Origin of the sequence: Thermomonas sp. (assembly GCF_035369645.1) — a bacterium.
GTDB lineage: Bacteria > Pseudomonadota > Gammaproteobacteria > Xanthomonadales > Xanthomonadaceae > Thermomonas.
In genome coordinates, this window is the sequence record NZ_DAOOUM010000017.1 from 18,950 (window position 1) to 34,509 (window position 15,560).

Below are 15,560 nucleotides of genomic sequence, written 5' to 3' on the forward strand. Positions count from 1 at the left end.
TGCCGTGCTTGGCGGTAGAGGCACTGAGGAAGATCGACAGGAAGCCATTGCGGGCAAAGTCGCCGGAGCCGCCAATTCCGTTCATGATGCTGCTGCCCATCACGTGGGTGGAATTGATGTTGCCGTATAGGTCGGCTTCGAGCATCCCGTTCATGCCGATGCAGCCTAGCCGCCGCACCATTTCCGGATGGTTGGAGATTTCCTGCGTGCGCATCACGATGCGGCTGCGGTAGAAATCCAGATTGCGGCGGAACTCCTCGTTCGCAGCGGGACTCAGCGCAAACCCGGTGCACGAGGCATAGCGCAACACGCCCGATTTCAGCAGATCCAGCATGCCGTCTTGGATCACCTCGGTATACGCCTCCAGCCCGTGGAAGCCACTGCTGGCCAGCCCGGCCAGCACCGCATTGGGGATATTGCCCACGCCCGATTGCAGCGGCAGCAGATTGGCCGGTAACCGACCGCGCGCCACCTCGTGCTTGAGGAACTCGATCAGGTGCTCGGCGATGCGCTGGCTGTCGGCGTCGATGGGGCTGAACGGGCTGTTGCGATCGGGTGCGTCGGTCATCACCACCGCCACGATCTTGTCCGGGTCGCAGCGCAGCGTGGTTTGGCCGATGCGGTCATCACCATGCACCATCGGGATCGGTTGGCGATGCGGCGGCAACGCGGTGCCGTAGTAGATGTCGTGCATGCCCAGCAGCTCGGACGGCTGCCATTGGTTGACCTCGATGATGACTTTCTTGGCCAAGTCCAACCAGGTCTTGTTGTTGCCCACGGACGTCGTTGGCACCAGCGTGCCGTCTTCCAGAATGGCCGCTACTTCCACCACCGCCGTGTCGATTTGGTTGTAGAAGCCAAACCAGACATGCTGCGCCACGTGCGACAAATGGATGTCCAGGTAATCCAGCTTGCCGGCATTGATCTGCTTGCGTGCATTGGGGTCGCTCTGGAATGGCATCCGCATCGACAGCCCATCCACCTGTGCCAGCGCGCCGTCCAATTCCGGCGCGGTAGACGCACCCGTGAGCAACTGGATGCGAAAGGCTTCGCCGCGTGCATGCGCCTGCGCGATGTGCGCGGCCAGCGCCTGCGGCACCGCCTTCGGATAGCCGGAGCCGGTAAAGCCGCTCATCGCCACGGTTTCGCCGGGCTGGATCAGGGTTGCGGCCTGCGTGGCATCCATGATGCGTGCGTGGAGTGAGGGCGTACGGATACGAAGGTCGGGCATAGCGCTTTCACGGCGGGAGCAAGCCGTCATTATCCTGTTTGTGGCGGTGCACGGCCGGGTGCGCGCTGGTTCAGAACGCGGCCTGCGCCGCGATCAGCGGCGATGCCCAATCCATGAACGCATTGAGCCGGCTGGACGCGCGCCGATGCGCGGGGTACAGCGCTTGCACCGAAATCGGCGGCGGGGCGAAGGCGGGCAGCAGTTCGATCAGACGGCCGTCGTGCAGTTCTTCGCGCAGGTCGTAGGCCGGGGCCTGGATGACGCCGAGGCCTTCGCAGGCGCAGGCGATGTAGCTTTCGGTGTTGTCCACCGACAGCCGGCCTTGCATCGGCACGGCGGCATCGCCGGCCAAATCCCAATGTTCCGCGCGCCCGATCGGCAGGCCGCCGTAATGGATGGCGGGATAGCGGGCCAAATCGCCCGGCGTTCGCGGCGTCCCGAGGCGTTCGACCAGTTGCGGACTGGCGCAGGTGGCGATGCGCAGCAGCCCCAGTGGGCGCGCCACCAGCGCGGCGTCCGCCGGCGCGCCGACGCGGATCACGCAGTCGATGCCGGCTTCGACCAGCGCGGTGCGGTGGTCGTTGCTGTTCAATTCCAGTGCCAGCGCCGGGTGTGCGTCCAGCAGCGCGGGCAGCGCCGGGGCCAGCAGGCGGCGCACCATCCGCGAGGGCGCTTCCACCCGCAGCCGTCCGCGCGCGCCGCCGCGCTGGCCGAACAGGGTGCGCGCTTCCTCGGCGTCGGCCAGCAGGCCCAGCGCGCGTTCGTACAGCAGTTCGCCGTCGGCGGTCAGGCGCACACGGCGAGTGGTGCGCAGGAACAGCGGCGCACCCAGCGTGCGTTCCAGCTTCTGCACGCTGGCGGTGACCGACGAGGCGGCCATGCCCAATTGGTCGGCGGCGCGGCTGAAGCCGCCGCTTTCGGCCACGCGCACGAACACCTGCAGGGATTGGAGGAAGTCGCCGTTCAATTATTCGATTCAAGCGAATAAAGAAAGAGATTCAGCGATATTTATCGCTTGCATCGGGTAAGTCAATCTGGCGCTCCGCAGCCGATCCGGCTGTTTCTTCCGACCAGGAGCATTCCGAATGTCCGCACGCACATTGAAAGACAAGGTCGCCGTGATCGCCGGCGGTGGCAAGAACCTCGGCGCGCTGATCGCCCACAACTTCGCCGATGCCGGCGTACGCGGGCTGGCGCTGCACTACAACAGCGACGCATCGCGCACCGACACCGAGGCCACCGCCGCCGCGTTGCAGGCGCGTGGCGTGGACGCCATCACCGTGCAGGGCGACCTGTCGGTGGTGGACAACAACCGCGCATTGTTCGATCGGGCGAAGGCGCATTTCGGACGCGTGGACGTGGCTGTCAACACGGCGGGCGTGGTCATCAAGAAGGCGATTGCCGATGTCACCGAAGCCGACTACGACCGCAGCTTCGACGCCAACGCCAAGGCCGCGTTCTTCTTCATCCAGCAGGCCGGGCGCACGCTGGAAAACGGCGGCGGTATCGTCACCCTGGTGAGTTCGCTGCTGGCGGCCTATACGCCGTACTACGCGATCTATCCGGCCAGCAAGGCGGCGGTGGAGCATTTCACCCGCGCGGCATCGAAGGAGTTCGGCGAGCGCGGCATCAACGTCAACGCGGTCGGGCCAGGGCCGATGGACACGCCGTTCTTCTACGGGCAGGAATCGGCGGAAGCGGTGGCCTATCACAGCTCGGCGGCGGCGCTGAGTGGTTTCAGCAAGAAGGGCCTGACCGATATCGAGGACATTGCGCCGATCATCCGCTTCCTGGTCACCGAGGGCTGGTGGATCACCGGGCAGACGATCTTTGCCAACGGCGGCTATACCACCCGCTGAGGCGTTGAAATTCGGCTTGCGCGTGTGCGCTACCATACCCGCCCCACCGCGTCTGGTCGCCGCTATGTCCACCAACAATCCCGCCGATACCCGCCACAATATCCGCCGCGATGCGGCGGAAGCGGCGGTGCGCACATTGCTGCAATGGGCGGGGGATGACCCGAGCCGCGAGGGACTGCTGGATACGCCACGGCGGGTGGTCAAGGCCTATGAAGACTGGTTCAGCGGTTATGCGCTGGATGCCGATACCTATATGGCGCGCACCTTCGAAGAAGTGGGTGGTTACGACGAGATGGTGGTGCTGCGTGACATCGATTACGAAAGCCATTGCGAGCACCACATGGCCCCTATCATCGGTAAGGTGCATATCGGCTATTTGCCTGCCGGCAAAGTGGTGGGCATCAGCAAGTTGGCGCGGGTGGTCGAGGCGTATGCGCGGCGTTTTCAGGTGCAGGAAAAAATGACCGCGCAAATTGCCGATTGCATCCAGCGCGCGCTGCAACCGCGTGGGGTAGGTGTGGTGGTGGAGGGTGCACACGAGTGCATGACCACCCGCGGGGTGCACAAGCGCGGGGTCAGCATGATCACCAGCAAAATGTTGGGCAGCTTTCGTGAAGATGCACGCACGCGTGCCGAGTTTCTGCGGTTTATCGAAGTGGGCAACAAGCGTTGATTGAGAGTTGCGGTTTAGTTTAATCCGGGTAATATGTAGGGCCGCTCCTTTCCTTGGTGTCCCGATGTTGCCTCCTACCTTGCGTTGTACCGCATTTGCCGGCTCCAACCGCATCGCCACCGGCGAGCTGCGGCATGTGGCCATGAAGGCCAAGCAGGTCTTTGATGCGCACCCAGAGCGCATCTTGCGGGTGTTTGACGATAGCAATGGGCAGCAATTGGAGCTGCCCTTGGAATTGCCCGCCGCCGATTTCATGCGGTTAGTGGCGCAGCCGGTGGTGCGCGAAGCCGAGTTGCCGCCGCCGCCGCGCAAGCCGGGACGGCCCAAGCTTGGCGTGGTGGCGCGCGAGATCACATTGTTGCCGCGCCACTGGGATTGGTTATCGGCGCAACCGGGTGGGGCGTCGGTGGCATTGCGCAAACTGGTGGAAGAGGCGCGCCGGGTGTCTGCCGATGACGATATTCGTCGCGCCGCCCAAGAAACCAGTTACCGCTTCATGTTGGCAATGATGGGGGATGCGCCCGGTTTCGAGGATGCGGCACGTGCGCTGTTTGCCGGCAATATTGCGCGGTTCGAGCAAATGATCGTGGCATGGCCGGAAGATGTGCGCGATCACGTCACCTTGCTGGCCACCGATGCGTTTTTACACTGACGCGGCATCCGGTACGTCCCTTTCGCTGTTAGGAATCATTGCGTGAATGTATCCCCCGTGCCAGCGGCGCGTCAGGCCGCGCTGGCTTTCATCTTCATCACGGTTTTGATCGACGTGCTGGCCTTTGGCGTGATCATCCCGGTGCTGCCGCATCTGGTGCAGCAATTTGTGGGTGGCAACTTGTCCACTGCGGCGTATTGGACGGGGCTGTTCTCGTTCACGTTCTCGCTAGTGCAGTTTTTCAGCGCGCCCATGCAAGGCGCGTTGTCGGATCGGTTTGGGCGGCGGCCGGTCATTTTGCTGTCGTGCCTGGGGTTGGGGGTCGATTTTGTATTTATGGCATTGGCCCCGTCATTGGCATGGCTGTTTGTCGGCCGCATCATCAGTGCCATCAGCGCGGCCAGTTTCACCACCGCCAATGCCTACATTGCCGATGTCAGTGCACCCGAGCAGCGTGCCAAGAGCTTCGGCATGATCGGCGCGGCGTTTGGGTTGGGTTTTATCGTGGGCCCGCTGGTGGGCGGCGTGTTGGGCGATATCAACCATCGCCTGCCGTTCTGGTTTGCTGCCGGGTTGTCGCTGCTCAATTTTTGCTACGGCCTGTGGGTGCTGCCCGAATCGCTACCAAAAGAAAAACGCAGCGCCCGCTTTGACTGGCAACATGCCAAACCTATGGGCGGGGTGAAACTGCTGCGCGAGTACCCGCATATTTGGGGTTTGGTGGCGGTGATATTTATCGCCAATTTTGCCCATTACGTGTACCCCAGCACGTTTGTGTTGTTTGCCGACGCAGCATTTGGCTGGAAAGAAAAACAAGCCGGCTATGTGCTGGCGCTGGTCGGCGTACTCAGCGTGATCGTCAATGTGGGTTTGATTGGCCGCTTGGTAAAAGCGCTGGGCGAGCGGCGTGCGCTGCTGCTGGGGTTGGGCTGCGGGATGCTGGGGTTTTTGATCTATGGGCTAGCCCCGGCGGGCTGGGTGTTCTTGTTGGGCATGCCGATGGGGGCGTTGTGGGCCATTGCCGGGCCAGCAACGCAAGCGTTGATCACCCGCCAAGTCCCCGCCGAGATGCAGGGTCGTATCCAGGGGTCGATGAGTGGCTTGGTATCGCTGGCGGGGATTTTTGCACCCTTGTTGTTTGCCACGAGTTTTGGGTTTTTCATTGGTCCCCACACGCCGATGCATTTACCGGGAATTGCCTTCGTGCTGGCCGCATTGCTGCTGCTGGCGGCTGCGCTTGTGGCGTGGCGGTTTACCGACGCGGCGCATGTTGTCGCGCAATCAGCCGACATAGATGCCCAGGAAGTGGAACCGGGCACTTGAAATTGCCTGTGCGGGTATGGCTTTCGGCAGGGGGGCGCAGCGGAGCTGGCCGGTAGGATGCAAGGTCGTCCTTCGTGTTGTGGAGTTATCGATGAAGCTGCGCTTGCTGGCCCTTGCTCTGTCATCTGTATTGCTGGCTGGAGGCGCGCAAGCGCAACAGTTGGCGTCGTCCATCCCGCAGCCGCAGGATGTGGCCTATCCCGGCAGCATTCGCTTGGATGTGGATGCCACCAACCTGTCGCAGCGCATTTTCAAAATCAAACAGACCATTCCGGCCAAGCCCGGTGGAATGACACTGCTGTACCCAATCTGGGTGCCGGGTGGGCATTCGCCGCGCAATTCCATCGACAAGCTGGCTGGTTTTGTCTTCAAGGCCAATGGCCAGACCTTGGATTGGACACGCGACCCGCTAGATGTGGCCGCGTTTCATGTCACCGTTCCGCAGGGCGCAACCGAGCTCACCGTCGAGTTCGAATTTCTCACCCCCACCACCGGTGCGCAGGGACGGGTGGTGATGACCCCCAACATGCTGAATTTGCAATTTCTGTCGGCGGCACTGTATCCGGCAGGCTATTACGCACACCAGATTCCGTTCCAAGCCAACGTCACGTATCCCGATGGTTTTACCGCTTTCACTGCCTTGCATGAAACCGGGCGTAACGGCAATACCATTCGTTACGAAGAGGTGCCGTTCGATATTTTGGTGGACTCCCCGGTCTATGCCGGTCGGTACGCAAAGAATATCGACCTAACGCCGGCCGGCAGCAAGGTGCCGGTCAAGTTGGGGGTGGTGGCTGATGCGGCCAAATTTCTGGACGCCAAGCCGGAGCAGGTAAAGATCCACCAGGCGATGGTGGAGCAGGCGCTCAAGCTATACGGCGCACAGCATTATGACCACTATCAATTCCTGTTCTCGCTGTCCAACCAAATGGGCGGGAATGGCTTGGAACACCAGCGTTCCAGCGAAAATGGAACCGGCACCGACTATTTCACCGGCTGGAATGAAAAGACGGGGTTCAGTGATTTGCTGGCGCACGAATACACCCACAGTTGGGATGGCAAATACCGGCGTGGCAAGGACTTGTGGACACCCAATTTCAATGTGCCGATGCAGGGCAGTCTGCTGTGGGTGTATGAAGGCCAAACCCAGTATTGGGGCAATGTGTTGGCAGCCCGCAGCGGGATGCGCCCGTTGCCGGCATCGATCGATGCGCTGGCGTTGGTGGCGGCCACCTATGCCGAAAACCGTCCGGGCATGAGCTGGCGCAATATCCAGGACACCACCAACGACCCGACCATTGCCAGTCGCGCCCCACGCGCGTACCGCAACTACCAGATGAGCGAGGACTATTACTCGGGCGGACAAATGATTTGGCTGGAGGCCGATGCATTGATTCGCAGCCAGAGTGGTGGCAAGAAATCGCTGGATGATTTTGCCCGTGCGTTCTTTGGTGTGCGTGATGGCGAATGGAAGGTGCAAAACACCTATACCTTCGAGGATGTGGTGGCCACCCTTAATGGCGTGTTGCCGTATGACTGGGCAACGTTCCTGCGCGCACGCTTGGATGGCAAGCACAGCATCACCGGCGGTATCGAAGCGGCGGGCTGGAAACTGGTGTTCAAAGACACGCCCAATGCCTATGCCAAGGGCAGCATGCGTGGCGGCGGTGGGGATTTTGTGTATTCCCTCGGCCTGAGTCTGGGAAGTGATGGGGCCGTGGGCGATGTGCGCTGGAACAGCCCCGCCTTCAATGCCGGCATCGGCAGTGGTGCTACGGTGGTGGCGGTCAATGGCCAGAGCTACAGCAAAGACGTGCTGGAAGACGCTGTAAAAATCGCCAGAACCGACAAAGCACCCATCGAATTGATGCTGAAAGAATTCGATCGCTACCGCACGGTCAAACTCGATTACCACGGTGGCCTGCGCTACCCGTATCTGCAGCGTATCGAAGGCAAGCCCGACTATCTGACTCCCATTTTCACTGCGAAAAAATAAATAAGAAATCACTCTTGCATAGCCGTTTGCATCAAAGCCGCAGTATGTGAGGCTTACGCTGCGCAATCGCTTCAGTCAGGTGCTCACATGCAATCCGCTGCCTAACCATAACCCCATCTGCGGATGGGGTTATGGCATCGGACATTCGATTTGCATAAGCACTCGACAGGCATCCCAACAAAGTCAAAAAAGTATTGGGGGTCATGATGGCCATGGTGAGGCTCAACGTGGCAGCGCTGGCGGCTGCGTACAACGAGGCATAGCCGATGGTGAGACTCTCATCTTGGGATCAAAGTCACTCGATCCAGCACCCACATCGTGGGCCGGGTATCGCCGGTAAACCACAGGCACACATCGGTGGTGGCGGGCGCGTTCTGCAAGGGTGCGCGCAGGGTGATAAAGCCATCGGCATCAGGCTGGGCGGGCAAGGGCAGGCTGGCCAGGCGCGGGCCGTCGCAACCGGCGTGCAGTTCCAGTTCGCCGTGGGCGGTTTGCGCGGGTTTGAAGCTGCGGCTTTTTTCGTCACCAGCCAATTGGAAGAAATACGGGATGCGCCCGGCACGCACTTCAATACTGCCGATCCCCGCCAACGGTGCCTGCTGCCATGTCCAACAAGGGTTGAAAATATCGACATTGAATATCGCGCGCGGGCCGATGCGTGGGCCATCGTCTTCCAAGCGCAGCATCAATTGGCCGGTGCACATCGCCATCTCTTCATCGCTGCGGGTCAACAGCGATGCGCGGGTGAGTTGCAGGGTGGTGGCCGGTGCTAGTGCGTGCTGATCGAAAAACAATTGCGCGTTGAGTGTGGTGGGCAGCGGCAGTTGCAGCGGGGCGAAGTATTGCGGTGAACTGGCGCTGGGCGCGCTGCCGTCGATGGTGTAGCGCAGGGTGTAGCCCAGTGGCGATTGCAGTGCGACCTGCGCGGTATTAGTTGCAGCACCCGGCTGGAGTTCTGATTGTGCTTGGAATGGCGTTTGCGCATAGGCGATGCCTTGGTGTTGCCAGCGCGGCAACATGGCTGGCAAACGTTGCAGGAAGTTTGCGTAGTCGCGTGCTGGTGCGGGCGACCACGCCACTTCCGCCAAGGCGGCGATGCGTGGGAACAACGCATGCTGCACGCGCCCCATGCTGCGCATGTGCTCGGTCCACACGTTGGCCTGCACGCCCAGAATATGCGTGGCCTGTTTTGCATCCAGCGCCTTGGGCACCGGCTCGAAGGCATACACCTGCGCCAGTGGAATAGTGGCGGGGCGGCCCGGTGGTTCATTGCTGGATGTGGTTTGCAGGTAGTCCAGGTACAACGTGTCCGAAGGCGTCATCACCACGCCGTGGCCTTGCTTGGCAGCGGCGATCCCGCCCGCGGTGCCGCGCCAACTCATCACCGTGGCTGATGCCGGCAACTTGCCTTCCAAAATCTCATCCCAGCCGATCAAATATCTGCCGTGCGCAGCCAGTGTCTTCTCCAGCCGCGCCACCATCCACGCTTGCAAGCCGGCTTCATTTTTCACACCTAATTGACGTATGCGTGCCTGCATCTTGGGTGAAGCCTTCCATTGGTCTTTCACCGCTTCATCGCCACCGATATGAACAAACTTGCCGGGAAAGAGGGTGGCCACCTGGGTCAACACGTCGTCCAAAAACTGCATCGTGCTTTCATCGGCATTGAACAAGTTTTTGTTGACGCCCCATTCGTTGGAGACTGCGATCGGCGCGCCGGAGACACCCAACTGCGGGTAGGCAGCAATCGCCGCAGTGGCATGGCCGGGGATGTCGATCTCGGGCACGATGTCGATATGCCGCGCAGCGGCATAGGCCACCACGTCGCGGATTTGCGCTTCGGTATAAAACCCGCAATACGGCACCGGCTGGCCGGTGCTGGTATCAACACCGCCATCACCCGCAGGAATACGGCAGTCGCCGACGGTGGTCAGCTTGGGCCAGCCCGGTACAGGCAAGCGCCAGCCTTGGTCGTCGGTGAGGTGCCAATGAAAGGTGTCGAGCTTCAATTGCGCCATTGCATCGAGCAATTGCTTGATGTCATCGACACTTTGGAAATGCCGCGCCGAATCCAGCATCACGCCGCGCCAACCAAAGCGCGGTGCATCGTCGATATGCAAAGCCGGCAGGCGCACCGACGTTGCCGCCGGGTCGCCCGAACTGAGCAATTGCGCCAGCGTCACCGCGCCGTAGTACAAGCCCTTGCCGCTGCCGGCGCTGACCAGCACACCGGTGGTGGTGATGTCGAGGGTGTAGGCATCGGGGGACGCCCACGTTTTTGCCGGGTCGAGGGTAAACACGATGGTGTCGTGGCGGCTGCTCTCCTTGGCCAAGTCCAGCCGTAATGGCAGGCCTGCACCCAGCATTGCCTTGAACTGCCGGCCCACTTCGCGCACGACTTCGCCATCGCCCGCACGCAACGGCGTGTTGGCGCCCACCACAAAACTGCCTTGCAATTGCACGATCTGCGCAGGCTGCGGGATCAGCTTGGGGATGACGCTACCAGTATCGACGGCGCGTGTTGGCGCAGCGGCCAACAGGGCCAGTGCAATCGCGAAGCTCAAGCAGATGGTGCGGGTGGTCATGGTGGACTCCTAGCAGGATGAAGCGAGTGTAGCGGGCAAAAAAAGGGGCCCGGGTTGCGGGCCCCGAAGGGAGGGTTACGCCAATGAAACAGGTGGATCAACGCACCATCAGAATTTCAGGTGGGCATTGAGGTAGTACTGCCGACCGTTGCTGTAGAACGCGGTGGGAATTGCAGTGGTCTGGTAGTACTTGTAGGTCGGGTTGTTGAGGTTCAGCGCATCGAAGCTGAAGCTCAGCCAGTCGGTGGCCTTGTAGCTCAGCGACGCCGCCACGGTGCCGAAATCAGCTTGGTAATACGGGTTGGCACCGGACAAACCAATCAAGAACGCCGAACGATAGGTGTAGCTGACGCGCGCACCGAAGCGGTCGTTTTCGAAGTAGGCACCCACGTTGTAGGTGTTCTTCGAGTTACCCAGCAGGTTGTGGCTGCCATCGGCCCAGGTATGTGCGGCGCTGCCATCGGCATAGGTGTAGTTGGCATTGATGCCGAAGTTGTCACCAATCGGCTGCTCGTAGGTCAACTCCAAACCGGTGACTTTGCCGTTGGCATTGACCGGCACGGCCACGTTGTAGGCTTCCAGCTTGTGGGTCAACTCACTGAACAACATTTGGGTTTCGGTACCGAACACCACGTAGTCTTTCAGGTTCATCGAGAACGCACTGACCGCCACCAAGCCACGCGGCATGAAGTACCACTCCAAGCTGGCGTCGAAGTTGGTGGACAGCAACGGACGCAAGTTGGGGTTGCCGCCACCGCCGGTCTTGTTCAGATCCGAGCCCCAGCTGGAGGCACCCAGCGAGCTGAAATCCGGCAAGGTCTGGGTTTGCGATGCGGCAAAGCGGAACTGCAAGTCATCGGCCAGTTTGAACTTCAAGTTGGCACTAGGCAGCACGCGGCTGAAGTGGTTCTTGGTGTCTTTGAACTTCCACATCCCAAACAGGCTTTGCACATCGGCATTGGCGGCATTGCTGACCGACTGGTACGAATTGATCAGCTGATCGACATTGACATAACGCAGACCCACGTTGGCATTCCACTTGTCGCCTTCGAAATTGGCCTGCACATAGGCAGCGAAGTTCTTCTCATTGACCTTCCACTCGCCGCCGTAGTTGTGGCGACCGCTGGGGCCGTCATTGTTGGACAGCCAGGTGGAGTTGGCGAGGATTGCCGACTTCATTGCATCGGTGGTGAAGTACCACAAGTTACGCGGGAAGATGCCGCCGATGCTATTGGCAAAGCTCCCCGGATACGGTGCGGTGGCACCATTTTGCAATGCCGCCCAAATGTTGCCTGGCGATGCGCCTTCCGGCGACAGCGCTTGACGGGTGTGGTCTGCGTAGCGGGCACCAAAGTCGATGGTGGTCAAAGCACCGGCATTGAAGTAGCTGGTGAAATCAATCGTGCCCCAATGTTCTTTGTCCTTGGCGGTAACTTGCTGGTTACCCCAAGTGCCAAAGCCGGTCACACCAGCCTTGCTGATGTCGCCGCCCACATTCCAATCCAGCGGCGAGCTGTTGCCGTGGCTGGTCCAACTGGCGCCGCCGCCGCGGGCCAAGGTCACCTCGGCAATGAATTGACGCTCGGTTTCACCGGTGCCATTGGTGGCACCCAGTTGGAATTTTGAGCTCAGCTTGTCGCTGATCTGCCATTCGCCATCGAAGGTGACATAGCTGGTCTTGGCGGTGGCTTCACGCGAGATCATGTCGTACACGGCGTAGTCGGTGCCCGGCTTGCCGGCATAGGTCGCGCTGGTCAACACGCCATCTTTCACGGTGTAAGCCGTTGGCACTTCGCTTGCTGCGAAATTACCGCCCCACATCATGAAGTTGCGGTTGTAGTTGTTGGCGCGCATGTCCGACATGAAGCCGGTCAGGCCCAAGGTCAGGTCATTGCTGGGTTTGAATTGCAGCGAAATCAGGCCACCCTTGCGATCGCGTACCTGTTCAAACAAGGTGGAGCCCAGCAGGCCTGGAGCCCACACATTCGCCAAGTCCGGATGAGCCAGCGCAGCCGCGCTGGTTGGGTCGATCTTGAAGAACCCGCCCGGCACTTCCTGCGCTTCACGGCGCAGATGACGCTTTTGCTTGAACGCCTGCACCATCACACCGAAGGTGCCTTGGTCGTTCTTGTAGTTGAACAGGCCCGACAGCTGCGGGTCATTGGCATCGGCTTGATCGGCACGCACCAGACCAATCGAGGCCTCGGCGGTGATCGGCTTGCTGAAGTCCAACGGCTTGCGGGTCTTGATATTGACCGTGCCCACCGCGCCGCCGTCCATCAATTTGGCTTGCGAGGTCTTGTTCACTTCCACCGAACCCACCAGCTCGGACGGCAGCAGGGTGTAGCTCACGCTGCGGCCCACGGTGTTGCCTTGGCTGAGCACAAACCAGTCGGCCGAGGCCACCGGGTGCCCATCCACCATGGTCTGGGTCAGGCTGGGGCTGGTGCCACGCAGGCTAACGCGGTCGGCTTCGTCGAAGCCACCTTCATCGGCGCTGGAGGATTGGATGTTCACGCCGGGCAGGCGTTGCAGGGTGTCGGCCACGTTGTGCGCGGGCAGCTTGCCGACGTCTTCGGCGGTGACCACTTCCACGTGGGAATTGGCATCGCGTTTCACGTCCAGTGATTTTTCTTGCGCACCACGGATGCCGGTGACAACCACCTTGTCCAAATCGGTGGCTTTCTGAGCGGCGGGTTTGGCGGCATCTTGTGCATGGGCGGTGCCGACCATGCCAAGCACAGCGACGATACTCAACGTCAATACGTTCTTGCGGACTTGCATTGTTGGTTCTCCAGGGCTGTTTATGGCGTCCGAACCCGGTTTTCGGGTCTTCTGCTGTTGGGTCAGATTGCGGTGGCCCGTCTGTGCTTGGCCTTTTCTCGGTGTTCGCGTTCTTGCAGGTGTTGCAGGTACCAGCTCGCCGCACCGAGTACGCCGAGCTTTTCGTTTTCCACCAGTCGCACGGGGATGCGTTCTAGCACCGCGCGCATCGCGCCTTTGTCCACCAACCGCGCACGAAATTCGCTACGCGGCAGGAACTCCAGAAGTTGCGGCACCACACCACCGGCCACATACACGCTATGGGCGCTGGCGGTCATGGCCAAATCACCAATGACACTACCCAGCAAGCCGCAGAACATCAGCACCGCTTCCAGCGCCACCGGGTCACCGGCATGCGCGGCTTGGGTGATCGCGGCCGGGGCGGCCAGCGCGGCAGCCACGCCATCGCGTTCGGCCAGCGCGCGGTACAAATTCACCAGCCCGGGGCCGGACAATAATTGTTCGGTGCAGACATGGCGCTGGCCACGCGCGCGCAGCCACCGCAGCAAATAATCTTCGCGCGCATCGCCCGGTGCAAAGGCGGCCATGCCGGCCTCGGTAGGCAACACCACCACGCCGCCATCGCGCGGGATGCAGATCGCCGCACCCAAGCCGGTGCCGGGGCCGATGACCAGGGCCGGGCCGGGCTCGGCGCACTCCACGCCCGGCGTCAGCAGGCGCGAGTCGGATGCCAGCAAGCGGCTGGTGCCATGTGCGGCGGCGGCAAAGTCATTGACCACGTGCAATTCACGCAAATGCAACGCGCTGCGCAATTGCGCCAGCGAAATCCGCCATGGCAGATTGGAGTTGATGACCTCGTCATCCAGCACTACGCCGGCACTGGCAATGACCATGCAGTCGATGCCTTCGCGCGCCGGGTGGTCTTCCACAAACTCGGCCAGGATCGCGGCCAGGCTGGGGTATTCACCACAGGGGTAGCGACGCCACGACAACACCTGGATACCGCCATCGGTATCGGTGTGTACCGCCGAGATGCGGGCATTGGTGCCGCCCACGTCGGCGGCAATAAAGCTGCCACGCGCAGGCGCAGACACGGCCAACGGTCTTGCCGCCGTCGTCATCACATTCCCCCGCATGCCTGCCGCCTCACCCATGCCCACGTTCCCCTTGTGCTGGAGCGCGACTTTGCACACGCATGACATCGTTGTCAACAGTTTTCCGTGAAAATTTCATGGAAGCCGCCATTCACCTAAAAAACTCCCTATTCAGCTTATTTTGCAGTGCATATATGGCGCATTGCCTCGCATTCCGTGGTTGCCCTTACAGAACACCCGGCTGTATTTGCAGTGGTTGAAGCTGAATTTCAAGACAACGTTGCACCAATCCTTGACCTGTGCGTCAATTCACTGTCGCGCCAGACAACCCAACTGCTATCGTCCGCTCTGCCCTCGGAGATCCCATCGCCATGTCCACGCTGCCTACCGCCGCCCCGGCGCGCACCAACTACGGCGCTATCGCCATTGTTGGCGCGCTGTTTTTCATCTTTGGCTTCGTCACTTGGCTCAACGGCCCGCTGATTGCGTTCGCCAAACTTGCGTTCAACGTCAGTGATGCGCTGGCCTTTTTGATCCCTAGCGCGTTCTATCTGTCGTACTTTTTCCTCGCCTTGCCGTCATCGGCCATCCTGCGCAAGACCGGCATGAAGAAGGGCATGGCGCTGGGCCTGTTTGCGATGGCGGTCGGCGCGCTGGTGTTTGGGCAGTACACCACCGGGCGCGTGTACGCCGGCGCGGTGACCGGCGTCTTCATCATTGGTGCCGGCCTTGCCATTTTGCAGACCGCATCCAACCCTTACATCAGCATCTTGGGCCCGATTGAAGGCGCCGCGCAGCGCATCGCCATCATGGGTATCTGCAACAAGCTGGCCGGCATGGCCGCACCGTTTGTCATCGGCACCTTGGTGATGCACGGCATGAGCGATTTGTCGGCGCAGGTGGCCAGTGCCGATGCCGCCACCCGCGAAACCTTGCTCAACGCATTTGCCGCGCGCATCCACGACCCCTACATGGCGATGGCCGGGCTGTTGGCCCTGCTGGCGGTGGGTATTTTGTTCTCGCCACTACCAGAGCTGCGCGCCGAAGACGCCAATGCCGAAGGTGATGCAGGTGGCGCGAAAAAAGACAGCATCTTCCAGTACCCGCATGTGTGGTTGGGGGCGTTGTGCATCTTTGTGTACGTGGGTGCCGAAGTGATGGCCGGTGATGCCATCGGCACCTACGGTGCGGGCTTTGGGCTGCCGCTGGATGACACCAAGTTCTTCACTTCATTCACTTTGTTTGGCATGTTGCTGGGCTATTTGGTGGGTTTGTTAGTGATCCCACGCTTTGTGTCACAGGCACGCTGCCATAACGTTGGCCGTCGCTGAGGAGAGTTAGGTGCGTAAATCCACCATCAAGG

General features: G+C 60.9%; 10 protein-coding genes and 1 pseudogene. 6 read left to right on the forward strand and 5 right to left on the reverse strand.

From position 1 onward, the window contains the following. Together scpC and PK789_RS04990 are read right to left on the reverse strand one after the other, a co-directional pair. A partial coding sequence (gene scpC / locus PK789_RS04985; protein WP_324307446.1) for a succinyl-CoA:acetate CoA-transferase ScpC occupies nucleotides 1-1,231 on the reverse strand: 1,231 nt, incomplete at its 3' end. A 70-nt stretch (nucleotides 1,232-1,301) separates the two neighbouring features. Further along, nucleotides 1,302-2,198: a LysR family transcriptional regulator gene (locus PK789_RS04990; protein WP_324307447.1), complete on the reverse strand. Its 897-nt coding sequence runs from the start codon at nucleotides 2,196-2,198 to the stop codon at nucleotides 1,302-1,304. 118 nt (nucleotides 2,199-2,316) lie between these two features. Between PK789_RS04990 and PK789_RS04995 the strand changes: the two genes are divergently transcribed. From PK789_RS04995 to PK789_RS05015, 5 genes are all read left to right on the forward strand, one after another. Further along, nucleotides 2,317-3,090: an SDR family oxidoreductase gene (locus tag PK789_RS04995; protein ID WP_324307448.1), complete on the forward strand. Its 774-nt coding sequence runs from the start codon at nucleotides 2,317-2,319 to the stop codon at nucleotides 3,088-3,090. A gap of 64 nt (nucleotides 3,091-3,154) precedes the next feature. Continuing rightward, nucleotides 3,155-3,763 (forward strand): GTP cyclohydrolase I FolE, encoded by a 609-nt coding sequence (gene folE / locus PK789_RS05000; protein ID WP_324307450.1) that lies wholly within the window; start codon nucleotides 3,155-3,157, stop codon nucleotides 3,761-3,763. A 64-nt stretch (nucleotides 3,764-3,827) separates the two neighbouring features. Further along, nucleotides 3,828-4,415, forward strand: a complete 588-nt coding sequence (locus PK789_RS05005) for a DUF2239 family protein (RefSeq protein ID WP_324307452.1) — start codon at nucleotides 3,828-3,830, stop codon at nucleotides 4,413-4,415. A 42-nt stretch (nucleotides 4,416-4,457) separates the two neighbouring features. After that, nucleotides 4,458-5,738 carry a TCR/Tet family MFS transporter gene (locus PK789_RS05010; RefSeq protein ID WP_324307454.1) on the forward strand — a complete coding sequence of 427 codons (1,281 nt, stop codon included), beginning with the start codon at nucleotides 4,458-4,460 and terminating at the stop codon, nucleotides 5,736-5,738. A 91-nt stretch (nucleotides 5,739-5,829) separates the two neighbouring features. Then, the gene (locus PK789_RS05015; RefSeq protein WP_324307456.1) at nucleotides 5,830-7,734 is read left to right on the forward strand and encodes a M61 family metallopeptidase; all 1,905 of its coding nucleotides are present in this window, start codon (nucleotides 5,830-5,832) and stop codon (nucleotides 7,732-7,734) included. Between the two features lie 278 nt (nucleotides 7,735-8,012). On the opposite strand, the gene PK789_RS05020 is transcribed toward PK789_RS05015, so the two are convergent. The 3 genes from PK789_RS05020 to PK789_RS05030 all read right to left on the reverse strand — a co-directional run bounded on the left by PK789_RS05020 (nucleotide 8,013) and on the right by PK789_RS05030 (nucleotide 14,239). Next, a complete protein-coding gene (locus PK789_RS05020) occupies nucleotides 8,013-10,319 on the reverse strand; it encodes a beta-N-acetylhexosaminidase (protein ID WP_324307457.1) in 2,307 nt (768 codons plus the stop codon). A 108-nt stretch (nucleotides 10,320-10,427) separates the two neighbouring features. Then, the gene (locus PK789_RS05025) at nucleotides 10,428-13,103 is read right to left on the reverse strand and encodes a TonB-dependent receptor (protein ID WP_324307460.1); all 2,676 of its coding nucleotides are present in this window, start codon (nucleotides 13,101-13,103) and stop codon (nucleotides 10,428-10,430) included. Between the two features lie 62 nt (nucleotides 13,104-13,165). Further along, nucleotides 13,166-14,239: a glucokinase gene (locus tag PK789_RS05030; RefSeq protein WP_324307461.1), complete on the reverse strand. Its 1,074-nt coding sequence runs from the start codon at nucleotides 14,237-14,239 to the stop codon at nucleotides 13,166-13,168. A 338-nt stretch (nucleotides 14,240-14,577) separates the two neighbouring features. Here PK789_RS05030 and gluP point away from each other — a divergent pair. Further along, nucleotides 14,578-15,504, forward strand: a pseudogene (gene gluP, locus PK789_RS05035) (glucose/galactose MFS transporter); the annotation flags it as partial. Between the last annotated feature and the right edge of the window lie 56 nt (nucleotides 15,505-15,560).

Excerpts from the sequence above, each read along its gene's own strand:
- PK789_RS04995 (WP_324307448.1), top strand. The coding sequence starts at position 2,317 with ATGTCCGCACGCACATTGAAAGACAAGGTCGCCGTGATCGCCGGCGGT.
- folE (WP_324307450.1), top strand. The coding sequence starts at position 3,155 with ATGTCCACCAACAATCCCGCCGATACCCGCCACAATATCCGCCGCGAT.
- PK789_RS05005 (WP_324307452.1), top strand. The coding sequence starts at position 3,828 with ATGTTGCCTCCTACCTTGCGTTGTACCGCATTTGCCGGCTCCAACCGC.
- PK789_RS05015 (WP_324307456.1), top strand. The coding sequence starts at position 5,830 with ATGAAGCTGCGCTTGCTGGCCCTTGCTCTGTCATCTGTATTGCTGGCT.
- PK789_RS05020 (WP_324307457.1), bottom strand. The coding sequence starts at position 10,319 with ATGACCACCCGCACCATCTGCTTGAGCTTCGCGATTGCACTGGCCCTG.
- PK789_RS05025 (WP_324307460.1), bottom strand. The coding sequence starts at position 13,103 with ATGCAAGTCCGCAAGAACGTATTGACGTTGAGTATCGTCGCTGTGCTT.
- PK789_RS05030 (WP_324307461.1), bottom strand. The coding sequence starts at position 14,239 with ATGCGGGGGAATGTGATGACGACGGCGGCAAGACCGTTGGCCGTGTCT.